The 26,498-nt window shown below is 70.5% G+C and carries 22 protein-coding genes; 7 read left to right on the forward strand and 15 right to left on the reverse strand.

Annotation, left to right across the window (positions count from 1 at the left end):
- Positions 1-32: 32 nt before the first annotated feature.
- Positions 33-2,426 carry a bifunctional diguanylate cyclase/phosphodiesterase gene (locus tag miv_RS21945; protein ID WP_207178853.1) on the reverse strand — a complete coding sequence of 798 codons (2,394 nt, stop codon included), beginning with the start codon at positions 2,424-2,426 and terminating at the stop codon, positions 33-35.
- A gap of 238 nt (positions 2,427-2,664) precedes the next feature.
- Here miv_RS21945 and miv_RS21950 point away from each other — a divergent pair, with 238 nt between their 5' ends.
- The gene (locus tag miv_RS21950; protein WP_207178854.1) at positions 2,665-3,210 is read left to right on the forward strand and encodes an ankyrin repeat domain-containing protein; all 546 of its coding nucleotides are present in this window, start codon (positions 2,665-2,667) and stop codon (positions 3,208-3,210) included.
- 199 nt (positions 3,211-3,409) lie between these two features.
- On the opposite strand, the gene miv_RS21955 is transcribed toward miv_RS21950, so the two are convergent.
- From miv_RS21955 to miv_RS21995, 9 genes are all read right to left on the reverse strand, one after another.
- A complete protein-coding gene (locus tag miv_RS21955) occupies positions 3,410-4,486 on the reverse strand; it encodes a lysylphosphatidylglycerol synthase domain-containing protein (protein ID WP_207178859.1) in 1,077 nt (358 codons plus the stop codon).
- A complete protein-coding gene (locus tag miv_RS21960; RefSeq protein ID WP_244748648.1) occupies positions 4,483-4,824 on the reverse strand; it encodes a (2Fe-2S) ferredoxin domain-containing protein in 342 nt (113 codons plus the stop codon). Before miv_RS21960 ends, miv_RS21955 begins: the two co-directional genes overlap by 4 nt.
- 154 nt (positions 4,825-4,978) lie before the next feature.
- The gene (locus tag miv_RS21965) at positions 4,979-6,187 is read right to left on the reverse strand and encodes an ABC transporter substrate-binding protein (protein WP_207178860.1); all 1,209 of its coding nucleotides are present in this window, start codon (positions 6,185-6,187) and stop codon (positions 4,979-4,981) included.
- A 138-nt stretch (positions 6,188-6,325) separates the two neighbouring features.
- A complete protein-coding gene (locus miv_RS21970) occupies positions 6,326-7,345 on the reverse strand; it encodes an ABC transporter ATP-binding protein (RefSeq protein ID WP_207178862.1) in 1,020 nt (339 codons plus the stop codon).
- Positions 7,346-7,355: 10 nt separating this feature from the next.
- Positions 7,356-8,396, reverse strand: coding sequence for an ABC transporter ATP-binding protein (locus tag miv_RS21975; RefSeq protein WP_207178863.1), 1,041 nt, complete (start codon positions 8,394-8,396; stop codon positions 7,356-7,358).
- Positions 8,393-9,307: an ABC transporter permease gene (locus miv_RS21980; RefSeq protein WP_048429156.1), complete on the reverse strand. Its 915-nt coding sequence runs from the start codon at positions 9,305-9,307 to the stop codon at positions 8,393-8,395. The genes miv_RS21975 and miv_RS21980 overlap by 4 nt, the downstream gene beginning before the upstream one ends.
- A gap of 4 nt (positions 9,308-9,311) precedes the next feature.
- A complete protein-coding gene (locus tag miv_RS21985; protein ID WP_048429155.1) occupies positions 9,312-10,265 on the reverse strand; it encodes an ABC transporter permease in 954 nt (317 codons plus the stop codon).
- Between the two features lie 296 nt (positions 10,266-10,561).
- The gene (locus miv_RS21990) at positions 10,562-12,190 is read right to left on the reverse strand and encodes an ABC transporter substrate-binding protein (protein ID WP_207178865.1); all 1,629 of its coding nucleotides are present in this window, start codon (positions 12,188-12,190) and stop codon (positions 10,562-10,564) included.
- Positions 12,191-12,340: 150 nt separating this feature from the next.
- Positions 12,341-12,895, reverse strand: a complete 555-nt coding sequence (locus tag miv_RS21995; protein ID WP_207178866.1) for a TetR/AcrR family transcriptional regulator — start codon at positions 12,893-12,895, stop codon at positions 12,341-12,343.
- A gap of 89 nt (positions 12,896-12,984) precedes the next feature.
- On the opposite strand from miv_RS21995, the gene miv_RS22000 reads away from it, so the two are divergent.
- Positions 12,985-13,380 (forward strand): DUF2306 domain-containing protein, encoded by a 396-nt coding sequence (locus tag miv_RS22000; RefSeq protein ID WP_207178868.1) that lies wholly within the window; start codon positions 12,985-12,987, stop codon positions 13,378-13,380.
- 11 nt (positions 13,381-13,391) lie between these two features.
- On the opposite strand, the gene miv_RS22005 is transcribed toward miv_RS22000, so the two are convergent.
- Positions 13,392-14,141 (reverse strand): sulfate transporter family protein, encoded by a 750-nt coding sequence (locus tag miv_RS22005; protein WP_207178869.1) that lies wholly within the window; start codon positions 14,139-14,141, stop codon positions 13,392-13,394.
- 149 nt (positions 14,142-14,290) lie between these two features.
- Between miv_RS22005 and miv_RS22010 the strand changes: the two genes are divergently transcribed.
- A complete protein-coding gene (locus miv_RS22010) occupies positions 14,291-14,680 on the forward strand; it encodes a DUF3775 domain-containing protein (RefSeq protein ID WP_058618262.1) in 390 nt (129 codons plus the stop codon).
- A 12-nt stretch (positions 14,681-14,692) separates the two neighbouring features.
- Here the strand turns inward: miv_RS22010 and miv_RS22015 are convergent, their stop codons facing one another.
- Positions 14,693-15,589: a LysR substrate-binding domain-containing protein gene (locus miv_RS22015; RefSeq protein WP_207178871.1), complete on the reverse strand. Its 897-nt coding sequence runs from the start codon at positions 15,587-15,589 to the stop codon at positions 14,693-14,695.
- 173 nt (positions 15,590-15,762) lie between these two features.
- Here miv_RS22015 and miv_RS22020 point away from each other — a divergent pair, with 173 nt between their 5' ends.
- On the forward strand, positions 15,763-16,614 hold the full coding sequence (locus miv_RS22020) for an EamA family transporter (RefSeq protein WP_207178873.1): 852 nt from the start codon (positions 15,763-15,765) through the stop codon (positions 16,612-16,614).
- Between the two features lie 6 nt (positions 16,615-16,620).
- Here the strand turns inward: miv_RS22020 and miv_RS22025 are convergent, their stop codons facing one another.
- Positions 16,621-20,718, reverse strand: a complete 4,098-nt coding sequence (locus tag miv_RS22025) for a Pls/PosA family non-ribosomal peptide synthetase (RefSeq protein WP_207178874.1) — start codon at positions 20,716-20,718, stop codon at positions 16,621-16,623.
- A 202-nt stretch (positions 20,719-20,920) separates the two neighbouring features.
- Positions 20,921-21,514 carry a histidine phosphatase family protein gene (locus miv_RS22030; protein WP_048429147.1) on the reverse strand — a complete coding sequence of 198 codons (594 nt, stop codon included), beginning with the start codon at positions 21,512-21,514 and terminating at the stop codon, positions 20,921-20,923.
- 82 nt (positions 21,515-21,596) lie between these two features.
- Between miv_RS22030 and miv_RS22035 the strand changes: the two genes are divergently transcribed.
- Positions 21,597-22,550: a polyphosphate kinase 2 family protein gene (locus tag miv_RS22035; protein ID WP_058618266.1), complete on the forward strand. Its 954-nt coding sequence runs from the start codon at positions 21,597-21,599 to the stop codon at positions 22,548-22,550.
- Positions 22,551-22,781: 231 nt separating this feature from the next.
- On the opposite strand, the gene miv_RS22040 is transcribed toward miv_RS22035, so the two are convergent.
- On the reverse strand, positions 22,782-23,438 hold the full coding sequence (locus miv_RS22040) for an alpha/beta hydrolase (RefSeq protein ID WP_048429145.1): 657 nt from the start codon (positions 23,436-23,438) through the stop codon (positions 22,782-22,784).
- Between the two features lie 253 nt (positions 23,439-23,691).
- On the opposite strand from miv_RS22040, the gene miv_RS22045 reads away from it, so the two are divergent.
- Both miv_RS22045 and sufB read left to right on the forward strand, forming a co-directional pair.
- Positions 23,692-24,867, forward strand: coding sequence for a cysteine desulfurase family protein (locus tag miv_RS22045; protein ID WP_207178876.1), 1,176 nt, complete (start codon positions 23,692-23,694; stop codon positions 24,865-24,867).
- A 69-nt stretch (positions 24,868-24,936) separates the two neighbouring features.
- Positions 24,937-26,406, forward strand: coding sequence for a Fe-S cluster assembly protein SufB (sufB, locus tag miv_RS22050; protein WP_048429143.1), 1,470 nt, complete (start codon positions 24,937-24,939; stop codon positions 26,404-26,406).
- Positions 26,407-26,498 lie beyond the last annotated feature (92 nt).

Here is a 26,498-nt window from a genome sequence, read left to right on the forward strand (position 1 = left end):
CTTGCCCGCGCGGGCCAGCCCGCCCGTCGCCCTCAGGCCGCGTCCTCGGCGGCGGATTCGCCGTGCTCGGCGGTCAGATGCTGGAAGCCGCCGATCGGGCCCGGGCGGCCGATCAGGTAGCCCTGCGCCTCCTGGCAGGATTCGGCATCCAGGAAGGCGAGCTCGGCCGAGGTCTCGACGCCCTCGGCCAGCACCGGCAGGCCGAGGCCCCGGCCGAGCCCCAGCACCGTGCGCACGATGGTGGCGGCCTGCTCGCTCGAATCGACCGCGCGGGTGAAGGAGGCGTCGATCTTGATCTTGTCGAACGGGAAGGCCCGCAGGTTCGACAAGGACGAGTAGCCGGTGCCGAAATCGTCCATGGCGATGCGCACGCCGAGCGCCTTGATCCGCCGCAGGGTGGCGAGCGCCCGGGGCAGGTCGCGGATCAGCGCCGTCTCGGTGATCTCGAGTTCGAGGCGGGCCGGCGACAGGCCGGTGGTGAACAGGATCTCGTGGACCAGCTCGGCGAAGCCCGGGGCGTGGAGCTGCACCGCCGAGACGTTGACGGCGATGCGCAGCGGCTTGTCCCAGGACACGGCCTCGCGGCAGGTCTCGCGCAGGACCCACTCGCCGATCCCCAAGATGCTGCCGGTCTCCTCGGCGATCGGAATGAACAGGTTGGGCGGGACGATGCCGCGCTCCGGGTGGTGCCAGCGCAGGAGCGCCTCGAAGCCCACCGCCTCGCCGCTGTCGATGCGGGTCTGCGGCTGGTAGACGACCTGCAATTCGCACCGCTCGACGGCGTGGCGCAGGTCGTGCTCGATCTGGCGCCGCTCGCGCACCTGCACGCCCATCCGCGCCTCGTAGAAGCGCAGGCGGCCCCGGCCCTCCTGCTTGGCGCGGTAGAGGGCGGTGTCGGCCTGGACCATCAGGGCCTCGGCATCCTCGCCGTCATGCGGGTAGACGGCGATGCCGAGGCTCGCCGCCGCGATGGCGCCCGCAGGCCCGGTCTCGGCGGCGCGCAGGGCGGCGAGGATCGACTCCCCGAGCGACTCGGCGCCGGCCGCGTCGAGGTTCGGCGCCAGCACGGCGAATTCGTCGCCGCCCAGCCGCGCCAGCATCTGGCCCGGGGCGAGGACGCCGGTGATCGTCGCGCAGACCGCGCGCAGCAGGGCGTCGCCGGCGGCGTGGCCGAACAGGTCGTTGACCTCCTTGAACCGGTCGAGATCGGCGCAGAGCACCGCCAGCGGCCGCTGAGCGGCCCGGGCGAGGGCGATTTCCTGCACCAGCCGCTCGTTGAAGCTCGCCCGGTTCGGCGCACCGGTCAGTGCGTCGTGATGGGCGAGGTAGGCGATCCGGGCCTCGGCGCGCTTGCGCGCCCGCAGGTCGCGCACCGCGAGCGCGGCGTGCGGACGACCGGCGAAATCGATGACCCGGCGGATCACCTCCACGGGCACGATCGTGCCATCGATGCGGTGGAGCTCTGCCTCCGGCACCTCGACGATGTCGGTCGCGTCCGCGGCGTCGGTGGGGAGCGGATGGGCCGCATCGCCCAGGATGGCCGACAGGGATTGCCCGGTCAGGGCGTCGGGCGTGCAGCCGACGAGGTCGGCGAAGCTGTCGTTGACGGTCACGATGCGGTCGCCGCTGCAGACCACCAGTCCCTCGACCGCGGCGTTGGCCAGCCCCCGCATCCGGTCGCCTTCGAGGACCGAGCGGCGTTCGTCGCGCAGATGCAGCCACAGCCCCGCGAAGGCGAGGACGAGGATCGTGATGCTGCCGAGGGCGACCGCGACCGCCATCATCTCGGCCGGCACCGCGGTGCCCGAGACCGCCCGGCTCGGATCCGGGACGATCACCGCGGCGGTCATCGCGGTGAAGTGCAGGCTGCAGATGCCGGCGACCATCAGGACCGCGCCGAGCACCTTGGTGCGCACCGAGCCGTCCCGCAGGGTGGTGGCGAGCGCCAGGCCGCCGAGCCCGGCGCCGGCGACGAGGGCCGTGACGACGAGGACCGGATCCCAGGCGATGCGGCCCGCGACCTCGAAAGCCGCCATGCCGGTGAAGTGCATGGCCCCGACACCGATACCGATCTGCGCGCCGCCGAGCCAGGCTGCGGCCGGCAGGCCCGGCCGCAGGGCGATCCAGAATCCCGCCCCCGTCATGCCGACGGCGATCATCAGCGACAGCCCGGTCAGGCCGAGATCGTAGGCCGAGGCGATGCCGGGCGAGAAGGCCAGCATGGCGATGAAGTGGGTCGCCCAGATGCCGGTGCCGCCGGCGAGCGCCCCGGTGAGCAGCCACAACCGGCGCGCCTTGCCGGCGTGACCGCGTGCATAATCGAGAAGGGTGAGGCTGGTTGCTGCAGCCAGATTGCACACAACCGCTGCGAGCAAGACCAGTTTGAGATCGTGGTGGTGGGCGATGCAGTCGTAGAGCGCGATCACGACGGGCGTCTCTCTTTGGAGATCTATGTGGTGTCAGACCTACGCGTCCGATGATGAACTTTCATTCGGACTTCCGGTGATCCCGCCGGTTTCCCGGACATGTAGTGAATGGCGACCTAATGGGCTCAATCAATCCTGGCGCGAGCGGATCGCGGTCCATCCCCCCACGCGGCGAGGCACCTCTTGGCGCGAAGGCCACCCGCCCGATATGCCGCGGCGACCACGACGGATGAGAGCGATGCAGAACGACGAGCCCGGACCACCGGCGCGGCCACCCCTGGACGAGGATACGATCGCCTTCGCGGGCCGCGTCTTCGGCTATGCCCGCCTCGGCCACCAGGCGGAGCTGGCCGAGCTCCTGGGTATGGGGATGCCGCCCAACCTGCGCAACGACAAGGGCGACACGCTGCTGATGCTCGCGGCCTATCACGGCCATGTCGAGACGGTCGGCGTGCTGATGGCGCACGGGGCGGACCCGACGATCGCCAACGACCGGGGCCAGACCCCGCTGGCGGCGGCGGCGTTCAAGGGCACGCTGCCGGTGGTCCTCGCCCTCCTCGACGGCGGCGCCGCGATCGACGGCACCGGCCCGGACGGGCGCACCGCCCTGATGGTCGCGGCGATGTTCAACCGCGTCGAGATGGTGGAGACCCTGCTCGCCCGCGGCGCGGATCCAGCGCATCGCGATGCGGGCGGCCTCACCGCCGAGGCCGCGGCCCGGGCGATGAACGCCCCCGACACGCCGGACCTGCTGGCGCGGGCGGCGGCGGCAGACGAGACCTAGAATATTTTTCGGCGAGGCGGGCACCGTTTCGTCGATGGAAAATGCGGCGAAATCCAAGACCTGGAGCAGCGATCGGCTGCAGGGTGATCGGGCGCCGCTCTCAGCAGATTTCGCCGAAGTGGATACCGGTTCGGCGACCAAAATCTGCGACGAAACAAGTACCTGAGCGGGCGAAGCGGGCTTGCCGACGCAAGTCTGCTCAGATCGCGGGCGGGGCGGCGGGGGGCGCCATGAGCCCGCGTCTCGCCTCGATCATCTGCCAGGCCAGGAGCGCCGGCAGGCCCAGCACCACGTCCGGCACCCGCTTGACCAGGGAGAGGGCGAGCGCGGTGTGCGGGTCGATGCCGAACAGGCTGCCGAGAAGCACGAAGCCGCCCTCCTGCACGCCGAGGCCGCTGGGGACCGGGAAGGCGGCGGACTTGATCGCCTGGCTGAGCGACTCGAGCACCACCGCCTCGGCGAGGGTGACGCCCTCGATGCCGATGCAGCGCAAGGCGATCCAGATCTCGAGGGCACCGAGGAACCAGGCCGCGAGGTGGAGCAAAAATCCCTCCGCGAGGGGCAGCCCGCGCCGCCGGTCCCACACCGCGTCGAGGGCGGCCTGAACGCCGCCCCCGGCCGGCGCGGTCCCGCCCTCGGCGGCGAAGCGGCGGGCGAGGGCGCTCACGCGGCGCTCGACGAAGGCCGCCCCGCCATAGCGCTGCACGGCGAAGAAGGCGGCTAGGACGACGACGGTGAGCGCGAGCCCCTTGGTGCACCAGGCGGCAAGGGTGGCGGCCTGCTCGCCTTCGAGCTGAGACAGCAGCACGACGCCGGTCAGCGCGAACAGGGCCTGGGTGACGACCTGGAAGAACATGTCGACCAGGATTCCCGCGGCGCTCGCCGCCCCGGTGACGCCCCAGAAGGTGAGGAGGCGCGCGCCCAGGACCTCGCCGCCGACCGAGGCGACGGGCAGGAGCACGTTGACGCCCTCGCGCACGAAGCGCAGCAGCACGAACGGGCCGGAGGCCAGCCCGACGAGCCCGGACAGGACCCGGGCCCAGGCGACCCCGCACAAGCCGATGATCGCCACCCGCACCAGCACCACCGCGACGATGCCGAGCACGCCGACGCGCCCGAACGCATCCGCCACGGCGCCGACGTCGTTGGCGGCGACGAGCCAGAGCGCCAGCACCACGCCGATCGCCGCGCCGAGGAGCGGCACGCGACGGAGCAGGCGCCGGCCGAGGCTCGGGCGCCCGGGACTCGGGCGACGGGGGGAGTCCCGCGCCGTCACGGGCCGTCGTTCCGCCCGGGCAGCAGGACGTCCAGCATCGCCGCGGGGGCGAGGTCCGGATCGAGCACCAGGAGGCGGCCTTCGCCGAGCGAGCCGGCGGTGGCCAGCGTGAGGCTGCGCTTGGGGCACAGGCCGAGGCAGCCGGTCTCGACCACCCGGACCTTGCGGCCGCGGGGGTCGGCCTTGAGGGCGCGCTTGAGCCCGCCCCGCACCGCCTTGGCGCCGACGCCCTGCCGCTTGGCGCATTTCGCGCACACCATCACGATCTCGGCGAAGGGGGCGGAGGCCGCCTTGGCCGGACCGCGTTTCGTCACCGCCAGCTTGCTCACGCGGGTCACCGTCTCCCGTTCCGCGATTCCGTGATGCCGGAGTTACCCTCCGGCCGGAGCGGGTGCAACGCGGCATGACGCGGCGTCGGACGCCGCGCCCGCCCTCGCCGATCGCGACGCCGGTACCTGTCCGATCGGCTCTCGCCCATTCAGCTCTTGCCGTTCAGCTCTTGCCGACCAGCGGGCAGCCGCCCTGGCTCATGGGCTTGAACGCCTGATCGCCGGGGATCGTCGCGAGCCTGTTGTAGACGTCCCAGGGGCCCTTCGACTCGGAGGGCTTCTTCACCTCGAATAGGTACATGTCGTGGATCGTGCGGCCGTCGGGCCGGATCATGCCCTTGCCGAACAGCGGGTCGTCGGTCGGGTTGGCCTTCATCCACTCCATCACGACCTTCGGGTCCTTCGACTTCGTCGCCGAGACGCCCTTCAGGTAGTGCATCATCCCGCCATAGACGCCGGCCTGGTTCATGCTCGGCATGTTGCCGTTCGCCCGCTTGGCGAAGCGCTGCGAGAAGGCCCGGGTGCCATCGTTCAGGTCCCAGTAGAAGGCTTCCGTGAGCACCAGCCCCTTGGCGATGTCGAGGCCGAGCGCCTTGGCGTCCTGGGCGTAGAACAGCAGGGCCGCGAGCTTCTGCCCGCCCTCCGTCAGGCCGAATTCGTGCGCCTGCTTGACGGCGTTGATCGTGTCGCCGCCGGCATTGGCGAGCCCGACCACCTTGGCGCCGGAGGCTTGGGCCTGGAGCAGGAAGGACGAGAAGTCGCTCGCCGGGAACGGCACCCGGGCGGAGCCCAGAACCTTGCCGCCGTTGCGCGTCACGACCGCGGCGGTCTCGCTCTGGAGCGACTGGCCGAACGCGTAGTCGGCGGTGAGGAAGAACCAGGTGTCGCCGCCGCGCTTGACCATGGCGCCGCCGGTGCCGTTGGCGAGCGCATAGGTGTCGTAGGTCCAGTGGACCGTGTTGGGCGAGCATTGCGGGCCGGTCAGGTCGGTGGTGCCGGCGCCCGAATTGATGAAGATCTTGTTCTTCTCGCGGGTCACCTGGCTCACCGCCAGCGCCACCGACGAGGTCGGCACGTCGAAGATCGCGTCGACCCCGTCGCGGTCGTACCATTGCCGGGCGATGCCGGCACCGACATCGGGCTTGTTCTGGTGATCGGCCGAGACGATCTCGACATTAATGGACTTGTCGATCGCCGCGAAATCCTCGGCGGCGAGCTGGGCCGCCGCGACCGAACCCTTGCCGCCGATATCCGAGTAGACCCCCGACATGTCGTTCAGGATGCCGACCTTGACCGTCGTCTGGGCCGAGGCCGGCAGGGCCGCCAGCATCAGGCATCCGGCCGACAAGAGCAGCCGCTTCAGGGTGATCATGGGTTCCTCCCGGGTGCGTTTGTTATCGTCCCAGGAGGGGCTACCGGGGCGAATCCGTCAAGCGCGGCGAGGGGATGGATGTCGGGGGCCGGACTGCGCAGCCGGCCGGCTCGTCGAGCCGCGGCCCGACATCGGTTCTCACACCGAGGCCGCCGCTTCGCCCAGGCGCACGCACCGCGCCGCATGCCCGGGCGCCACCGCCACCCGCGCCGGCAGGCCCTCGCGGCAGGCCGGCACCACGAGGCCGCAGCGGGGCTCGAACGGGCAGCCGGGGGGCGGGTCGGCGAGGTCCGGGGGCGAGCCCGGGATGGTGGCGAGCCGCACGCCCTTCGGCGAATCCGGGGTGATGCGGGAGGCGAGCAGCCCCTGCGTGTAGGGATGGGCCGGCCGGCCGATCACGTCCCCGCTCGCGCCGACCTCGACGAGGTGGCCGCCATACATCACCGCCACCCGGTCGGCGACCTGCACCGCCACGCCGACATCGTGGGTGACGAAGATGACGGCGAGGCCGAGGTCGCGCTGGAGCTCGCGCAGGAGAAGCAGGATCTGGATCTGCACCGTGGCGTCCAGCGCCGTCGTCGGCTCGTCGGCGAGCAGCACCTTGGGCCGGCAGGCGAGCGCGAGCGCGATCATCGCCCGCTGGCGCATCCCGCCCGACATCTCGTGCGGATAGGCGTCGAGGCGCCGGGCCGGCGAGGGAATGTGGACCCGCTCGAACAGTTCCAGCGCGCGGGCCCGGCCCGCCGCGCGGGAGACGCCCTCGTGGCGCATCACGGCCTCGGCGATCTGGTCGCCGATGCGGTAGACCGGATCGAGGGCGAGGCCCGGATCCTGGAAGATCATCGCGACGGTGCCGCCGCGATAGGCCGAGAGCGCCTTGCGCTTGAGGGAGAGCACGTCGTGCCCGTCGACCCGGAGATGCCCGGCGATGCGGGTGCGGGATTCCGGCAGGAGCCGCATCAGGGCCCGGAGCGTCACGGACTTGCCCGAGCCGGATTCGCCGAGCAGCGCCAGGGCCTCGCCGGCCCGGATCGAAAAGTCGACCCCGCCGACCGCCCGGACGGGCTTGCGGCCGCCGAGGAAGTCCACCGTGAGGTCGCGGACCTCGATCAGGGCATCGGACGTCGCGGTGTCGGAACTGCGCAGGGGTGCGTTCATGGGGTGCGCCTCACGCCGCCATCGGGACCGGGGGAGCCTTCGGGTGGCCGGAGCCCGCCGCCGCCATGTGGCAGGCGGCGGAATGGGCCGGTGCCACCGGGTCGAGGCCGGGCTCGCGGGTCCGGCAGACCTCGGCGGCGAACTGGCAGCGGGTATGGAAGCGGCAGCCCGGGGGCGGGTTGATCGGGTTCGGGGGATCGCCGGTGAGCGGCGCCTCCTCGAGCCGCGCGTCCGGGTCGGTCGAGGGCTGGGAGGCCAGCAAAGCCGCCGTGTAGGGGTGGCGCGGAGTTCCCAGGATCGCGTCGGCCGGGCCGATCTCGGCGATCCGGCCGAGATACATCACCATCACCCGGTCGGACATGAAGCGCACGACGTTGAGGTCGTGCGAGATGAAGATGTAGGTCAGGCCGAATTCCTGCTTGAGGTCGGTGAGCAGGTTCAGCACCTGCGCCTCCACCGACTTGTCGAGGGCCGAGACCGCCTCGTCGAGGATGAGGAGACGGGGTTCGAGGGCGAGCGCGCGGGCGATGTTGACCCGCTGGCGCTGGCCGCCCGAGACCTCGTGCGGATAGCGCCCGCCGAAGCGCCGCGGCTCGAGGCCGACCCGGCGCAGGAGGTCGTGGGCCCGCGACAGGGCGGCCGCCGCGGACAGCCCGTGCGCCTTCGGTCCGAAGGCCACCGATTCCTCGACGGTGAGGCGCGGGTTCAGCGAGGCGTAGGAATCCTGGAAGACCATCTGCACCTGGCGGCGATAGGCCTTCAGGTCGAGGGCGCGGGAGCCGAGCAATTCGCCGTCGAAGACGATGTCGCCCTTGTCCTGCCGAGAAATCTGCATCAGCAGGCGCGCCGTCGTCGACTTGCCGCAGCCGGATTCGCCGACGACGCCGAGCGTCTCGCCCTTCATCACGGAAAAATCGACGCCATCGACGGCGCGCACCGCCGGGCCCTTGCCGAAGAGACCGCCCTTGCCGGCAAAGTGCTTCACCAGGCCGTCGACGGTCAGCAGCGGCTGGGCGGGGCCGCCGCGGTCGCGGGGATCGAGGTCGGTCACTGGCGCACCTCCATGGCCGAGCGCAGGCCGTCCGACAGCAGGTTGAAGGAGATCGAGGTCAGGAAGATCATCACGCCGGGCAAAGCCGCCACGACCGGGTTGACGTAGATCGCGGTGCGCAGGGTGTTGAGCATCAGGCCCCATTCCGGCTCCGGCGGCTTCACGCCGAGGCCGAGGAAGGACAGGCCCGAGGCCAGGATCATCGAGACCGAGATCAGGCTCGTGGCGTAGACGAAGACGGGGCCGAGCACGTTGCCGAGCACCTGCACCCGCACCACCGTGAACGGGTTCGCGCCCGAGACCCGGGCCGCCTCGACGTAGTCGCGGTTGCGGATCTGCACCGTCACGCTTTCCGCCACGCGGGTGATCTGCGGCACGAACACGACGGTGAGCGACACGATGGAGTTGAGGATGCCCGCACCCAGCGCGCCCGACAGCGCGATGGCGAGGAGCACCGAGGGAAAGGCGAAGAACACGTCGACCACGCGCATGATCACGGTGTTGACCCAGCCGCCGGCATAGCCCGCCAGGATGCCGAGGCCGGAGCCGACGAAGAACGCGATCACGACCGGCAGCACGCCCATGAAGAGGGAGAGGCGGCCGGCATAGAGCAGGCGCGTGAGCATGTCGCGGCCGAGCTCGTCCGAGCCGAGCCAGTAGGTCGCGTCGCCGACATGGCGCAGGCGCCGGACCATCGAGCCCTTGAACGGGTCCATCGGGGCGATGAGCGGCGCGAAGATCGCCGCCAGCACGATGGCGAGGATGACGCAGGCGGCGGCCATCGCCACCGGATCGCGCAGGAGGCGGCGCAGCACGCTGCCCCAGTAGCCGCGCGAGGCGACCGCCGGGATCTCCGGGGCGGCGACCGCCGCGACCGGATCGCCCGTGGCGAGGGAGGTCTGAACATTCATCGGATCAGGCCCTCTCGATGCGGGGGTCCAGCGCGGTCTGCACCACGTCGACCAGGAGGTTGAGGGTGACGAAGAACATCGCGAGCACCAGGATCGTGCCCTGCAGCAGCGGCAGGTCGCGCTGGAAGATCGCGGCGTTGAGGAGGAAGCCGGTGCCCGGCCAGGCAAAAACGGTCTCGATCAGGATCGAGCCGCCGAGCAGGTAGCCGAGCTGCAGCCCCATGATGGCGATGGCGGTCGGCGCGGCGTTCTTGACGACGTGACGGAAGACGCCGAATTCCGACAGGCCCTTGGCGCGGAGCGCCTGGACGAAGTCCTGGTGCAGGATGTCGCCGACCAGCGCCCGGACGGTGCGGGAGATCACCCCCATGGGGATCACCGACATGGTGATGGCCGGCAGCAGGATGTAGCGCAGGTGCTCGAGGTCCGGGAACCAGTTGCCCGAGCCTTGCGGCCCCGCGCCCGTCGGCGGCAGCCAGCCGAGGGTGGCCGAGAAGATGATCACCAGGACGATGCCGAGCCAGTAATGCGGCACGCTGACCCCGAACACCGCGATGGCCGAAGCCACCCGGTCGAGCCAGGAATCGCGGGCATAGCCGGCGACGAAGCCGAAGAAGGTGCCGAAGGTGAAGCCGATCAACGTCGCCATCGAGGCGAGGATCAGGCTGTTGCCGACGGCGCGGCCGACCTCCGACAGGACCGGGCGGCCGGTGGCGATCGAGGTGCCGAGGTCGCCGTGCAGGATCTTCCAGAGCCACAGGCCGTACTGCACCGGCAGCGGCTTGTCGAAGCCGTAGGCCGACCGCATCTGCGCCTGCATCTCGGCGGTGGCGTCGACGGGCAGGATCGCGCTCAGGGGATCGCCGGGGGCGAGGTGGACGAGGAGGAAGCACACCAGGCTGACGCCCAGGGCGACCGGGGCGGCGTAGCCGATGCGCTTGAGGATGAAGAGGATCATAGGAACGGCGCCGGTTGTCGGGGTCGTAGCCCGCCGGGCGGGGGCCAGGCGAGGTCGTGATCTGTCAAAGCCGTCGTCATGCGGTCTGTCCCACCCTCAACCTCATCCTGAGGTGCGGGCGATCGAAGATCGCTGAGCCTCGAAGGAGGGCTCCGGAAGCCTTGCGATCTCTGGAGCCCTCCTTCGAGGTCAGTCCATCGACGATGGACTGACACCTCAGGATGAGGCCGCTGGGGGGCCGAGAGTGAAAATCGACCGGCTTTTGTTTTCTCGAACCAATTCGGGTGAGTGGTCGCCTACTTCGCCATGGTGATCGGCGAAAAATCCTGGAACCAGCTCTGGGCCTGGACGAAGCCCTGGACCTTCTTGCTCATCGCCCGCGGGTTGACGTCGTGGGTGACCATCAGGAACAGGGCGTCATCGACGAACTTCTCGTGCACCTTCTGCAGCACCGCGACCTGCTCCTTCGGATCGAAGGTCGCCCGCACCTCGTCGAACAGCTTGTCCATCGCCGGGTCGCAGTAATAGCCCCAGTTGGTGCCGTTCGGCGGCGCCAGGTTGCACTGGGCGTGGCGGATGAAGGCGGTGAACGGGTCCTGAATCAGGTAGGAGTAGTTCATCGCGGTGCCGCCGCGGGCACTGTCGGACTTGGAGCCGGCCCGCCAGATGTTGATCAGCGTGTTCCACTCCACGACCTCGTAATCGACCTTGATGCCGACCTCCGCGAGGTTCTGCTGGATGAACTCGTTCATCGGCAGCGGCTGCATCTGGCCCGAGCCCGAGGCCGAGATCAGCACCTTGGTGGAGAGCGGCTTGTTGGGGCCGTAGCCGGCCTCCTTGAGGAGCTTCTTTGCCGCCTCCGGATCGTAGCCGAGCTTGAAGGTCGGCTTGCCGAACCAGGGATGGCCGGGGGTCAGGAAGCCCTCGGCCGGGGTGGCGAGGCCGCCCAGGAATTCCTTCAGGCCCTCGCGGTCGATGGCGAGGTTGGCGGCCTTGCGCACGCGGATGTCGTTCCACGGCGAGCCCTCGGCCCGCGACAGGTGCCAGGTCCAGTTATGCGGATAGAGGTTGGTGACGAGGGCAAAGCCCGCGGCCTTGAGCGAGGGCACCGCGTCGGGGGCCGGCGCCTCGATCCAGTCGACCTGGCCCGACCGCAGGGCGGCGACGCGAGCATTGGCCTCCGGCAGCGGGACCAGCACCATCTTGTCGAGCTTGGGAACGCGCGCCTTGTCCCAGTACTCCTTGTTCGGCACCAGCTCGAGGCGCTCGCGCGGCACGAAGCCCGTCACCTTCCACGGACCGGTGCCGGAGGGCGCCTTGGCGACCGCGTCCCAGCTCTTGCCCTGCTTCTCCCAGTTGGCGGGAGACGACATCAGGATCCAGGCGAGCTGGTAGGGGAAGGTCGCGTCCGGGGTCTTGGTGACGATCTCGACCGTCATCGGGTCGACCACCTTGTAGGTGGCGACGGCCGGGATGCGGGTGCGCCCCTGCGCCGACTGGCGCGGGTCGAATTGCGGGCTGTCCGACTTCAGGAGCTTGTCGAGATTCCACACCACGGCATTCGCGTCGAAGGCCGAGCCGTCGTGGAAGGTAACGCCGGGGCGGAGCTTGAAGGTCCAGCGGGTCTTGTCGGCGGGGTCGATCGACCAGGAGGTGGCGAGGCCCGGCGTCAGCTCGGAGGCCTTGTCGGCCCGGCTCAGGTCCCAGTTGATGAGCGCGTCGTACACCGTGTAGCCGGTGAAGCGCATGCCCTCGCCGCCATTGTCGGCTTGGCCGGTGGTGAGCGGGATGTCGGAGGCGGTCATGCCGATGCGCAGCACGCCCTGCGCGCTCGCGGGCCCCGTTAGTGCCAGGGCGAGGGCGAGGCCGGACAGGGTCCGCCCGAGCGCGGACCGGCGCAGGGACGGGGGGGTGAGCAGCGGCATCGTCGATCGTCTCCGTGGGGTTGACGAACGACAGGACTGCAAGAGCCCTGCCAACCGCCTCGCCTGCGCTGGAGGCGCATTCCTGGAACTGGAATGCCTAAATTGTAGCCTGCCTCATTCGTGGGCGAACAAACCGCGGCGACACTGCTCTTACAGGAGGCAGGCTTCGGCCTGGGCGGCCTCGATCTGCCGGTCGGCGACGAGGTGGGCGAGGCCGTGGACCAGAGCCCAGGCCCGCAGGGCGTCGCGGTCGGCGGATGCCGGGGGCTCGCGGTCCGCCACCGCGCCCCGCAACGTCCCGAACGCCGCCGCGGAGGCCTCGGCGAGATCCGGATGGGCATCGCGGTCCAGGGTCCCGCCGAACATCAGCCGGAAGGTCGCCCGATCTTCCTCGGCGAAGCGCAGATAGGCGCGGCCGAGCGCTTTGAGCCGATCCGGCGGGCTCGTCTCGCCCGCCGCCCGGTCGAGCGCCCGGTGCAGGGCCAGGAAGCCCTCGGTCGCGAGCGCCGCGAGCAGCGCCTCGCGGCTCGCGAAGTGCCGGTAGGGCGCATTGTGCGACACGCCGGCGAGGCGCGCCGCCTCGCGAAAGCTCACCGCCTCGACTCCGCCGGCGCGCAGGAGGTCCTGCCCCGCCGCGATCAGGCCACGGCGCAGGTCGCCGTGATGGTAGCTCGCGCCGCCGCCAGATGTTGACAATGCCCACATGCCCCGTATGTTGCGCCTGTCAACATACGGGCCCCGGGCGCCGCCGCAAGCTGCGACAGCCGGGCCGCGCCGTGGATCGGGCCTGCGCCATGACCCTCCAGCCGCTGCTCCAGTCCTCGCCGGTGGTCCAGGTTCACGCCGCGGCGGCCCTCGCCGCCTTGTCGCTCGGCGCGCTGCAGTTCGGGCTCCGGCGGGGCGGTGGGCGGCACCGATGGATGGGCCGGCTCTGGGTCGGGCTGATGGCAGTGGTGGCGCTGAGTTCGTTCGGCATCTCAAGCTTGCGCCAGGTCGGGCCGTTCAGCTGGATCCACCTCCTGTCGCTGTTCACCCTGGCGGCGTTGGTCCGCGGGGTGCTGCATGCGCGGCGCGGCGAGATCGCGGCCCATCGCTGGACCATGATCGGGCTCTATCTCGGGGCGCTGGTGGTCACCGGCCTGTTCACCCTGTCACCCGGGCGGATCATGGGCCGCGTCGTGTTCGAGTGAGGGCAGGCGCGTCAGCGCCGACCCGCACCGAGGCGGTCGCGATCCATCGCCACCGGCGGCCGCGTCTGCGGCGCCCGCAGCAAGCGGTCGCGGCTCAGGCCCTTGTGGACATGGACCATCAGGGCGATGCCGAAGAGCGGCGTGATCAGGTTGACGATCGGCACCAGCATCAGCCCGGCCAGCAGCGCCCCGGCGAGCATCACGGTGGCGCTGTGGTGGCGCCGCATGGCGCCCGCCTCCGTGAGGGGCCGGAACCGGGCGGCGGCGAGCTCGAAATACTCGCGTCCGAGCAGGTAGGTGTTGGCGAGGAAGAACGCCGCCACGTTGATGCCCGGCACGAGCAGCAGCGCCAGCGCCGCGAGGTTGACGGCGAGCGCCAGCCCAGCGAACCGCACCGTGTAGAGCATCGCCTGGCCGAGCGGCATCGCCTGGCCCGGCACCTCGTCGGGGAAGTCGGTGCGCTCGACGATCGCGGCGGCATCGTCGAGGAAGTAGCCCGCCACCAGGATCGAGACCGGCGGCAGGATGTAGGCGAGGCCGACGAACAGCCCGGCCCCGGCCAGGAACGACGCCACGGCGTTGACCATGGCGTAGTCGGTCGAGATCGGATGGGCGGCGATCAGCGCCGCGATGCCCTTGGAGAGGCCGAACCAGATCAGGGCCAGGAGCCCGACCGTGAGGCCGAGGGACTTCCACAGGATCTGGCGGAGCGGCGGGGAAAAGACCTGCCGCAGGGCCGCGAAGGCGGCGTTGATGAGCATCGAAGCCTCGAGGATGGACCGCGCCGCCGTTCACTTGATGTCGAACGGCCCCGTCGTCCAGGGGCAACCTGTGCGGCGGGCGAACCGCGCCCCGCTTCGCGGGTTGAGGCACCACAGCATGGCGCCCGCGCCGCGAGGAGGCTCGACCGATGGACATCGCCGTAGACAAGGTCAGTGAATTCATCCTGCGGGCCCGCGCCCTCGACGTGAAGGAGGGCCTGAGCGATCCCGATTCCGGGTCGAACCCGATCGACGACGGCGCCCGCGACGTGCTGGTCGACGGTACCGACGACGCGACCGAGGAGGAGCTTCGCGAGATGATCGCCGGCCTCAACGACGACGAGCGCGCCGACCTCGTGGCGCTCCTGTTCGTCGGTCGCGGCGACATGGAGCCCGAAGAGTTTCCCGATGCGGTGCGGCTCGCCCGCGAGCGCGAGGCCGCCGGCACCCGTACCGCCGACTACCTGCTCGGCATCCCGAATGTCGGCGACCTTCTCGACGAGGGGCTGGCGGCGATGGGCCTGAGCAGCACCGTCTGATCCTGGCCCGCGCTACCCGAGGCGTACCCCGACATCGCCTTCGCACTCCAGCCAGGCACGGAACGCAAGGGCGAGCGGGTCGTTCGCCCGCTCCTCGGGGAGATAGGTGCAGTAGCTCCGGGCCGGCAGCGCCGGTCCGGCGAACGGCGCGACGAGGCGGCCCCGCGCCAGGTCGTCCGCCACCAGGGCGGTCGGCCCCATCGCGACGCCGAGCCCGTCGAGGGCCGCCTGCAGCGTCAGGTAGAAGTGGTCGAGGACCAACGTCGCGGCCGGGTCGAGCCCGGCCCGGCCGGCCCGGGCCAGCCAATCGGCCCAGAGCCGCGGCAGGCTCAGCGTGTGCAGGAGCGTGTGCCGCGCGAGGTCCTCGCAGCGCCGCAGCGGGATCCGGTCCATGAGAACCGGGCTGCAGACCGGCAGGCGCTCCTCGGCCAGGAAGGGCGCGGCCCTGAAGCCGTAGAACGTGTCGGGCCCACCCCGGATGATCACGTCGAACGGATCGCCGAGGGCTTCGGGCGACGCGTTCGAGGTCTCGAGCCGGACCTCGACGCCCGGATGCTCCGCGCGAAACCGCGCCAGCCGGGGCACCAGCCAGCGCAGCGCGAAAGTCGCCGGGGCGCTGACCCGCAGCACCGCCCGGTGGTCCTGTCCGAACCGCTCGGTCGCCGCGGCGATCCGGTCGAGGGCGGGGCCGATCCCGGCGAGGTACGACCGGGCGGCGTCGGTCGGCACGATCCTCCGGTTGTGGCGGGTGAACAGCGGCGCGCCCAGCCATCCTTCGAGGCCGCGGACATGCTGGCCGACCGCGCCCTGGGTCACGCCGAGCTCGCCGGCGGCCTCCTTGAAGCTCCCGAGGCGGGCCGCGGCTTCGAAGGCCCGCAGGGCATTGAGCGGGGGCAGGGACCGCGGCATCGGCGCGAATTCCTCTCAGAAGAGTTTTTCTGATCTTGTTGCCGCTGATTACTGGTTTGTCGCGCCGGTTCGCAACACTTAGCCTCACCCGATCCTTGCGGACGGCCCTCTCTCACGGGCCGGCCGTCATCTCATCGCCTCGCGCTGCGCAGGCTGGATTCGGGCCACCACCCATGACACCCCTCGTCCTGGCCGGCGTCACGCTGGCGGCGATCCTGCACGCCGGCTGGAACGCGGTGCTCCGCGGCGGCAGCGACCGGCTATGGTCGATGACGCTGATGATGATCGCGGTCGGCGGCACCAGTGCGGCCGCATTGCCGTTCCTGCCCTGGCCCGCCCCGGCGAGCTGGCCCTACATCGTCGCCTCGGCGGTGATCCACGCGGCCTACAACCTCTCCCTCGTGCGGGCCTACCGGTCGGGGGAGCTGGGCCAGATCTACCCGGTCTCGCGCGGGTCCTCGCCGGTCCTGGTCGCGCTCGGCGCCGCGGCCTTCGCACAGGAGCGCCTGACCGTCCCGGCGGTGATCGGCATCGCCCTCGTCTCCGGCGGGATCCTGTCCCTGGCCCTCCAGGGCGCCCGTCCGCGGGATGGCCAGAGGAAGGGGGGATTTCTGCCGGCCGCCCTCGTCACCGGGGCGCTCATCGGGGCCTACACGGTGGTCGACGGAATCGGGGTGCGACTCGCCGGGAACAGCCTCGCCTACGCCAACAGCATGTTCCTGCTCTGGAGCGTGACGACGCCGGTGATCTACCTGTTTGGCCGCCAGCGGCCCCCGGCCTACACGCGCGGCCAGACCATGGCGGCGCTCGGCGGCGGCCTCGTCTCGATCGTCGCCTACGGCATCGTGATCGCGGCGATGCAGTCCGGCGCGATGGGCGTCGTCTCGGCGCTGCGCGAGACGAGCGTCGTCTACGCCGCGCTCATCGGCCGGCTCTTCCTGAACGAGCGGCTGACCGCCCGCCGGATCGCCGCCTGCCTGGCGATCGCCGGCGGGGCGGCCTGCCTGGCCTACCCCGCCGGGTGAGGGCGGCTATTCCGCCGCCGCGCGGTGCGGCTCGGGCGCCCGATGCACCACCGGCACCGCCGGCGCGCCCTCCCAGCGGGAATGGGCCGGGATGCTCTCGCCCTTCATCACGATGGTGAGGGGGCGCAGCTGGGCGTAGTCGCCGACCTTGGTGTCGTAGAGCACCGTCGCGAAGGCACCGACGCTGACGCCGCGGCCGACCTCGACCCGGCCGACCTTCATCACCCGGTCCTCGTAGAGGTGGGTCTGGAGAGCCGACATCCGGTTGACCGAGGCGAAGTCGCCGATGGTGACGCAATCGAACTCGGTGATGTCGGTGGCGAGCATGCACACGCCCTCGCCGGTGCGGGTGCCGAACAGCCGCAGCACCCAGGGCAGGAACGGCGTGCCCATCAGGTGCTCGAGCAGCACCTTGCCGGCGAGGCCCCAGTACATCACCGCCACCGCCTCGGTGCGCATCGCCCACCACGACCACATCGGGTGCATGCCGGGCTCGTAGCGGCCCATCAGCAGCCACTTCACGGCGATGACCACGAGGGTCTGCAGCACCGCGATCACCACGCTGGTGGCGACGAAGCCGACGGCGAGCCCGCCCCAGTCGCCGGCCAGGATCGCCGGGTAGAAGATGAAGTCGATCGCCAGGATGGCGAAGGTGATGAACAGCATCGGCGAGAACGAGGAGGTGAAGGCCTCGAACACGCCGCGGCGGACCCGCGGCCAGATCCCGGGCTCGAAGGTCTGCGCCTGGCCGAGATCGACCTTCTGCCGGACCGGCAGCTTGATCGGCGGCGAGCCGAACCAGGTCTCGCCGGGCGCCATGCGGTCGTTGGCCGGCGGCTTCGACTTGATGCCGATCAGCACGTCGTCCGGAATGATGGCGCCGGGCGGCACCACCGCGTCGTTGCCGACGAAGACACGGGCGCCGGTGCGGACCGGGGCCAGCTCCATCACGCCGCGGCGCACCTCCTCCTCGCCGTAGACGACCTCGTCGGCGATGAAGTTGCGCGCGCCCACCTCCGCCAGGTCGTAGCGGCCGGCGAGGTTCGTCGAGATCTCGGCGCCCTGACCCATCCCGGCGCCCATCAGCCGGTACCAGGCCCGCATGTAGACCGTGGCGAAGAGCGACGAGAGGGTTTCCAGCGTCACCTCGGCGGCGAGCGCCACCGCCCATTTGCGCAGGTAGACGCCGCTATGGATCGAGTAGCTGCCGGCCTTGAGCCGCGGCAGCACCAGCCAGCGGATGCCGGCGATGAGCCCCACCGTGCCGGCGGTCATCAGCATCGCCGTCGGCCAGGTCAGGAACGGCAGGTACCAGTGGTAGTCCACGTCGGTCATCGTCGCCAGCGAATCGCTGATTTGGTCGAAGATGTAGAAGGCCGGGAAGATCGGCAGCAGGCCGACCGCCGGGATCGCCGCCAGCAGCACGGCGTAGATCGCGAAGAAAACCGCCCGGCGCTCACGCGAGACCTCGGGCTCCGGATGGATCTCCGAGAGATCGACCATGCCGACCTTGCGGCCCGGCGAGCCGTCCCAGGCCTCGGCGCGGCCGACCACGGTCCCGGACGGCACGGTGGTGAGGTCGGCCAGTTCCGCGTGGTCCTCGATCCGGGTGTCGTAGCCGACGACGCAGGAGGTGCCGATGGCGACATCGTCGCCGATCGACACGGGTCCGATGACCAGTTCGTTGCCGACCACCTCGGCATTGGCGAGCGTCAGCCGGCCCCCCAGCGAGGCGCCGCGCCCGATGCTGACGAGATCCGGCGCCCCGATCTCGATGTCGGAGATCAGCGCATCCTCGCCGACCTTGGCGCCCAGCAGCCGCAGGTAGATGCGGATCATCGGCGAGCCCTGGAGCCACTTGACGTGGACCAGCGGCGTCAGGCGCTGGGTCAGCCACCAGCGGAAATAGTAGGTGCCCCAGAGCGGGTAGCGCCCGGGCTTGGTCCGCCCCAGCACCAGCCACTTCACCGCGATGGCGATCAGCGCGGTGGCGGCGTTGAGGCCGATATAGACCAGCAGCAGCACCGCCATCTCGGAGAAGAAGCCGAGCTCGCCGCCGGTGATCAGCAGGTAGGTGACGAAGATGCCGAGCCACTGCGCCGTGGCGAGCGCGATCACGAAGGGCAGGACGGCGGCTTGCGCGAGACCGCACAGGAAGCGGCGCATGAGCGGGGGCGGCTCGAAGGAGAGGTCGTGGGTCGCGGCGGCCGCGCCCGCCCCGCCGGTCCGCGCGATCAGGGTCTCGGACATCGCCCGCAAGGTCCGCCCGTTATAGACGTCCTGGAGCGTGATGGCGGCGAGCGCCGGCACCGTGCGCACCGCCGAGACGAAGCGGGCGGCAAGCAGCGAGTGACCGCCGAGATCGCCGAAGAAATCGGCCTCGAACGGAATCGGCTGGTTGCCGAACACCGTCTGGGCGGCGGCGAGCAAAGCGGCCTCGGTCTCGTCCCGGGGCTCCTCCTGCTCGCCGGAGGTCTCGACCACGGCGAGCGGCCGGGCGCGAAGCGCCTTGCGGTCGACCTTGCCGGAGGCGGCGAGCACGGGAAGGCTCTCCACCACCTCGAAATGCGCCGGGATCATGTAGGGCGGCATCGTCTCGGCGAGCGCCGCGCGCAGGCGCCCGCGATCGAACTCCACCCCCCGCTCGGGAACCACGAAGGCCACCAGCCGGTCGACGCCGTCGTCCTGGCGCAGCACCACCGCCGCCGAGGCGATGCCCGGCTGGACCCGAATCCGCGACTCGATCTCGCCGAGCTCGACCCGGAAGCCGCGGACCTTCACCTGATCGTCGATGCGGCCGTGGAAGACGATCCGGCCGGCGGAATCGAGGGAGACCGCGTCGCCCGAGCGGTAGAGCACCGGGTCCGACCCGTCGCCGCCATACGGGTTGGCGACGAACTTTTCCGCCGTCAGTTCCGGCCGGGCGAGGTAGCCCTTGGCGACGCCGGGACCGCCGATCAGGAGTTCGCCCTGCACGCCCGGCCCGACGAGATTCAGGGCCTCGTCGGCGATGTAGGCGGTGTAGTTGGCGATCGGCCCGCCAATGGTGACGGGGTCGCCGGGCTTCATCTCGGCGGCAGTCGCCACCACGGTCGCCTCGGTCGGCCCGTAGGTGTTGAACAGCTTTCGCGAGCCGGTAGCCCAGCGGGCGATCAGCGGCTCGGGGAGCGCCTCGCCGCCGAGCAGGATCAACCGCAGACGCGGCACGTCCCGGGTCATCAGCCCGAGCAGGGTCGGCACCGTATCGAGCACCGTGATGCCGGCCTCGTTGAGGATATCCGGCAGGGCCTCGGCGTCGCCCATCTGGGCCGGGCTCGCCACGAACAGGGTCGCGCCGGCGAGATACGGAACCCAGATCTCCTCCATCGAGAGATCGAAGGCGACGGAGGCGCCCTGAAAGACCACGTCGTCGCCGGCAACGCCGTAGAGGTCGTTGGCCGAGCGCAGGAAGTGGCAGATGTTGCGATGGCTGATGACGATGCCCTTCGGCACGCCGGTCGAGCCGGAGGTGTAGATCAGGTAGGCCGGGTGCTCGGGCGTGAGGCCGGCGGCGCGCAGGTCGGGCGCCGGGCCGCCGGCTCCCGCGGCGATCTCGTCGGGGGTGAGGGGCGGGCAGGCCTCGGCCGGCGCCTTGTCCTTGAGGGCGGGCGAGACGACCAACGCCTTGGCGTCGCAATCCTTCAGGCAGACGGCGACCCGGTCGGAGGGCGCCTCGGCATCGAAGGGCAGCCAGGCGGCACCCGCCTTGGTGATGCCGATCTGCGCCACCAGCAGGTCGAGGGAGCGCGCCATCCACAGGCCGACCACGTCGCCGGGCCCGATGCCGCGGGCCGCGAGGCCGGAGGCGATCGCGTCGGAACGCCGGTCGACCTCGGCATAGGTCAGGCGGGTGCGGGAGGCCGCGTCGGACCCGCTCGCCGCGTCGATCAGCGCCGGGTGATCGGGCCGCGCCCGGGCGGTGTCGCGAAAGATCTCGGCCAGCACCTCGTCGCGGATCAGGTCCGGCCGCACGGGGCCGCGCAGCACCGCCGCGCCCGTGGGCGGAACGGCCGTCTGGCGCGTCCCGGGGCTGGACGGACGAACGGTCCCGGCGGTGTGGTTCATCAAGCGACTCCGCTGGCCCGCCTCGGGCCATTGAGCTTAACCAGGGCGCCGGCGCGGCTCCGGGATGGAGGCCGGCGGACGGGTCTCGCCCGCGTCAGGTAGCGGACGGGCGGTGCACGGGGAGGTGGACGAGAACCGGGGCCGGTTCAAGGCACCGGCGCCGGTTCACGGCACGGGCCGTCCCAAAAACCTCCGGCGGGGATCAGACCCAGCGCCGCCCGCCCGCCTCGAGCACGAGGACCCGGCCCTGCAGGATCTCGAGGTGGGGCGCCTCCTCGGGGTTCGCGACGCCGAGCGTCACCATGACGGCGCGGGCGACGCCGCCATGCGCCACGATGATCGTCGGTCCGTCGAGGGAATCGAGGAGCGGCCGCACCCGCTCGGCCACCATGGCGTAGCTCTCCGCGCCCTCGCCCGGCGGACAGAAGCCCCAGCGGTCCCGGTCGCGGGCCTGGGAGCGGGCCGGATCGCTCCGGCGCACGTCCTTCCAGGTCAGGCCCTCCCAGGCGCCGAAGCCGATCTCGCGCAGGCGCGGATCGGTGGTGTAGCCGGCGGGATCGAGGCCGAGCGACCGGCGCAGGCCCTCCATCGTGTGGCGGGTGCGCTCCATCGGGCTCGACAGATAGGGCAGGGTGGCGACGTCCCCGCCGACGAGGCCCGCCAGGCGCTCGCCGACCTCGGCCGCCTGGGCCACGCCCTTGCGGTTGAGGGCGATGTCGCGCTGGCCCTGGAGCCGGCCCTCGGCGTTCCAGTCGGTCTCGCCGTGGCGCACGAAATAGATCGGTGCCCGGATCACCGGCCGGCCCTTTCGGAACGGCCCCGCTTCGCTGTCGTTATCGCCTGCACACGCCGTTCCTCGCCCGAGCCCCCGCCTTCCGATGTCGAAGAAGAACCCGAAAGACAAGACGGTTTCGCTTCCCGGCCATCCGCGACCGTCCTCGGCCGCCTGGGCGAACGAGGCCGGGCTGCTGGCGGCGGCGAGCCCCGGCTTCCTCGCCGAGCACGGCGCGACGATGCCGGTGCCGCCCCCGGGCGTGGTCCAGTCGCGGCCCGAAGCGCCGTGTCGCCTCGCCGAGATCGACCCCGACGCGCCGGGCTCCTCCGACGGCAAGGCGCAGGCCGAAGCCGAGCTCGCCGAGGTGCGCGCCCGCATCCGCGACCTGCAGGAGCGGCTCTATGCCGAGCGCAAGCGCAGCCTTCTGGTGGTGCTCCAGGCGATCGACACCGGCGGCAAGGACGGCACCATCCGGCACGTCTTCGAGGGCGTGAACCCGCAGGGCTGCCAGGTCGCGTCGTTCAAGACGCCGAGCGCCGAGGAACTCGACCACGATTTCCTGTGGCGCTACCACCGCCAGGTGCCGGCCCGCGGCATGATCGGGGTGTTCAACCGCAGCCACTACGAGGACGTGCTGATCGTCCGGGTCAAGCGGCTGGTGCCGGAGGCGGTGTGGCGCCCGCGCTACGACCTCATCAACGACTTCGAGCGCCTGCTCACCCTCTCGGGCACCACCGTGCTCAAGATCTTCCTTCACATCTCGAAGGCCGAGCAGAAGGAGCGGCTCGAGGCCCGCCTCGCCGATCCGACGAAGAACTGGAAGTTCGATCCCGCCGACCTCGTCGAGCGCGAATCCTGGGACGCCTACCAGGGCGCGTTCCAGGACGCGCTGACCCTCTGCGGCACGCGGCTCGCCCCCTGGCACGTCGTGCCGGCGAACCGGAAGTGGTTCCGCAACCTCGCGGTCGCCCGCCTCGTCGCCGACACCCTGGAGGCGATGGATCCGCGCTTCCCGGAACAGACGGCGGATCTGGCTGGGATCACGGTGCCGGATTGAGGCCGAACGGACCCGGCTTCCCGACGCGAACCGGACATCCTCCGCATCATCCCGGGGCCGCGAAAGCGGAACCCAGGATCCATAACCGCCGACGGTGCAGGTTGGAGCGGGATGCCGGCCACCATCTCCGGCATCGTCAGCGGCTATGGATCCCGGGTTCTCGCCTTGGGCGAGCCCCAGGATGACGTGGAGGGTGAATCAGTCGCCGCAAGAACGAGGACCTTCAGCAGATCACGCCGCCTCGTCCCGCTTGCCGAGGCGCTTATCGAGGTAGGTGTCGACCGTCTGGGTCAGCTCGTCGACCTTGCCGTCGAAGAAGTGGTTGGCGCCGTCGACGATCTGGTGCTCGATGATGACGCCCTTCTGGGTCTTCACCTTCTCGATCACCGGCATCACCTCGCGGGCCGGCGCGACCCGGTCCTCGGAGCCGTGCACGAACAGGCCCGACGAGGGGCAGGGGGCCAGGAAGCTGAAATCGTAGCGGTTGGCCATCGCGGCGATCGAGATGAAACCCTCGATTTCGGGGCGGCGCATGAGCAGCTGCATGCCGATCCAGGAGCCGAACGACACGCCGGCGATCCAGCAGGCCCGGGCCTCCGGGTTCACCGCCTGCACCCAGTCGAGGGCGGCGGCGGCATCCGACAACTCGCCGACCCCGTGGTCGAACGCGCCCTGGCTGCGGCCGACGCCGCGGAAGTTGAAGCGCAGGGCCGCAAAGCCCCGATTCGCGAACGTGTAGAACAGGTTGTAGACGATCTGGTTGTTCATCGTCCCGCCGAATTGCGGGTGCGGGTGCAGCACGATGGCGATCGGGGCGCCCCGCTGCTTGGGGGCCTGGTAGCGCCCCTCGAGCCGACCGGCGGGACCGGCGAAGATGACCTCGGGCATGAACCACCTCTCATTAAGGCTTCCGGGTGCGTGAGTGCGGCGCAGGCGGGCGAGGATGCCGGGCCGGAACCTTGACTCGGGTTCCGTCTCCCATAAAAGCACCCTTAGAACAGTTCTAGATCACTAGAACCATTCTAAACAACAGGTGCCGCAATCCCGCGCCTCGCGCCGGTGAGCACGCACCGTCTGATTACGCGTGTCCGGGGCGGGCCTTAGCACGGTCCCCGGGGGGAAAGGCAAAGGAATTCAGCGCATGGAGCGCGAGCGCGCCTATCTCGACCACAACGCGACCTCGGCGGTGAAGCCTGAGGTTGCGCTTGCGGTCGCGCGCGCGCTCACCGAGCTTCCCGGCAACCCGTCCTCGATCCACCGCGAGGGCCGTGCCGCCCGGGCGGCGATCGAGGCGGCCCGCGTTCAGGTCGCGGCCCTCGTCGGGGCGGCGCCGGCCAGGGTGGTGTTCACCAGCGGCGGCACAGAAGCGTCGAACGCCGTTCTGTCGGGCGCCCTGCGACGCCGCGGCCTGCCGGCTCCGACCCGGCTGCTGATCGGGGCGACCGAACATCCCTGCGGCCTGCAAGGCCACGCCTTCGCCCCCGAGGCGACCGAGATCCTGCCGGTGGATGCGGACGGCGTGCTGCGGCTCGACGTCTTGGAAACGCGGCTCGCCGCGCTGGCGGGGGAGGGCACGACGGCGCTGGTCTCGGTTCAGGCCGCCAACAACGAGACGGGGGTGATCCAGCCCCTGGCGAGGGTTGCGGCGCTGACATGCCAGCACGGCGCCCTGTTGCACACCGATGCGGTTCAAGCCGCTGGACGGATTTCGATTGGGCGCAATATATTTGTTGCCGATGCGGTGACGCTCTCCGGCCATAAGCTCGGGGGACCGAAGGGCGTCGGCGCGATCGTGCTCGGGGAGGGAGCGGGCCTGGAGCCGGCCTTCATCCGCGGCGGCGGCCAGGAGGCGCGGCTGCGGGCCGGAACCGAGAACCTGCCGGGCATCGTCGGGTTCGGCCTCGCCGCCGAACTGGCGCTCGCCGCCATGCCGGGGGAAGCGGTCCGCCTCGCCGCCCTGCGCGACGGGATCGCCGCCGGGGTGCGGGCGCGGGCCCCCGACGCGGTGGTGTTCGGGGAGGGCGCCGAACGCCTGCCCAACACGCTCTGCCTCGCGGTGCCGGGCCTCAAGGCGGAGACGGCCCTCATCGCCCTCGACCTCGACGGGGTGGCGGTGTCGTCCGGGGCGGCCTGCGCCTCGGGCAAGGTTTCGCGCTCCGGCGTGCTCGCGGCGATGGGGGTCGATGCGACCCTGTCCGCGGGGGCGCTGCGCGTGAGTTTGGGGTGGAACAGCCGGCAAGAGGACGGGGAAAGGTTCCTCGCGGCCTTCGATCGGCTGGTTTCATCCCTATATAAGCGCCGGGAGCGGGCCGCGTGAGCGTGCGCCTCGCATCCGGCCGTGTCATCACCTCGCGGCCCTTGAAGCCGTAAGCGGTAGGAGACGGGTATGCCTGCAGTGCAGGAGACGGTCGATCGCGTTCGCGCCATCGATGTCGATCAGTACAAGTACGGTTTCGAGACCACGATCGAGATGGAGAAGTCCGAGAAGGGCCTCTCCGAGGACGTGATCCGCTTCATCTCGGCCAAGAAGGACGAGCCGGAGTGGATGCTCGAATGGCGCCTCGACGCCTATCGCCGCTGGCTCACCATGAAGGAGCCGAACTGGGCACGGGTCGAGTACGACAAGATCAACTACGACGAGCTGTACTATTACGCCGCGCCGAAGCGCAAGGCGGCGCAGTCGCTCGACGAGATCGACCCCGAGATCCTGAAGACCTACGAGAAGCTCGGTATCCCGTTGCGCGAGGTCGAGGTGCTGGAGGGCATCGCCCCCGAGCGTCGCGTCGCCGTCGATGCGGTGTTCGATTCGGTCTCGGTCGCCACCACCTTCAAGGCCGAGCTCGCCAAGGCCGGCGTGATCTTCATGCCGATCTCGGAGGCCCTGCGCGAGCATCCCGAGCTGGTGCGCAAGTACCTCGGCTCGGTCGTGCCGGTCACCGACAATTACTTCGCGACGCTGAACTCGGCGGTCTTCTCCGACGGCTCGTTTGTCTACATCCCGCCGGGCGTGCGCTGCCCGATGGAGCTGTCGACCTATTTCCGCATCAACGAGCGTGACACCGGCCAGTTCGAGCGCACGCTGATCATCGCCGACAAGGGCTCGTACGTCTCGTACCTGGAGGGCTGCACCGCCCCGAAGCGCGACGACAACCAGCTCCACGCCGCGGTGGTCGAGCTCGTGGCGCTCGACGACGCCGAGATCAAGTACTCGACGGTGCAGAACTGGTACCCGGGCGACGCCGAGGGCCGCGGCGGCATCTACAACTTCGTGACCAAGCGCGGCGATTGCCGCGGCGTGAACTCGAAGATCTCGTGGACGCAGGTCGAGACCGGCTCGGCGATCACCTGGAAGTACCCGTCCTGCATCCTGCGCGGCGACAACTCTCGGGGTGAGTTCTACTCGATCGCGGTGTCGAACGGCATGCAGCAGGTCGATTCCGGCACCAAGATGATCCATCTCGGCAAGAACACGACGAGCCGGATCATCTCGAAGGGCATCTCGGCCGGCCGGTCGCAGAACACCTACCGCGGTCTCGTCTCGGCCCACAAGAAGGCCAAGAACGCTCGCAACTTCACCAATTGCGACTCGCTGCTGATCGGCGACCAGTGCGGCGCGCACACCGTACCGTACATCGAGTCGAAGAACGCCTCGGCGGTGTTCGAGCACGAGGCCACCACCTCGAAGATCTCCGAGGACCAGAAGTTCTACTGCCTGCAGCGCGGCCTCTCCGAGGAGGAGGCGACCGCGCTCATCGTCAACGGCTTCGTCCGCGACGTGCTGCAGCAGCTGCCGATGGAATTCGCCGTCGAGGCCCAGAAGCTGATCTCGATCAGCCTGGAAGGCTCGGTGGGCTGATCACCCGTCACGGTTCCCGGCGACGCGCCGGGAGCCGCTCCCTACCCGATACCGCCCATCACGGACGCGGCGCCGCACGCTCGGCCCGCGCT

It is taken from the genome of Methylobacterium indicum (assembly GCF_017347565.1).
Classification (GTDB): domain Bacteria; phylum Pseudomonadota; class Alphaproteobacteria; order Rhizobiales; family Beijerinckiaceae; genus Methylobacterium; species Methylobacterium indicum.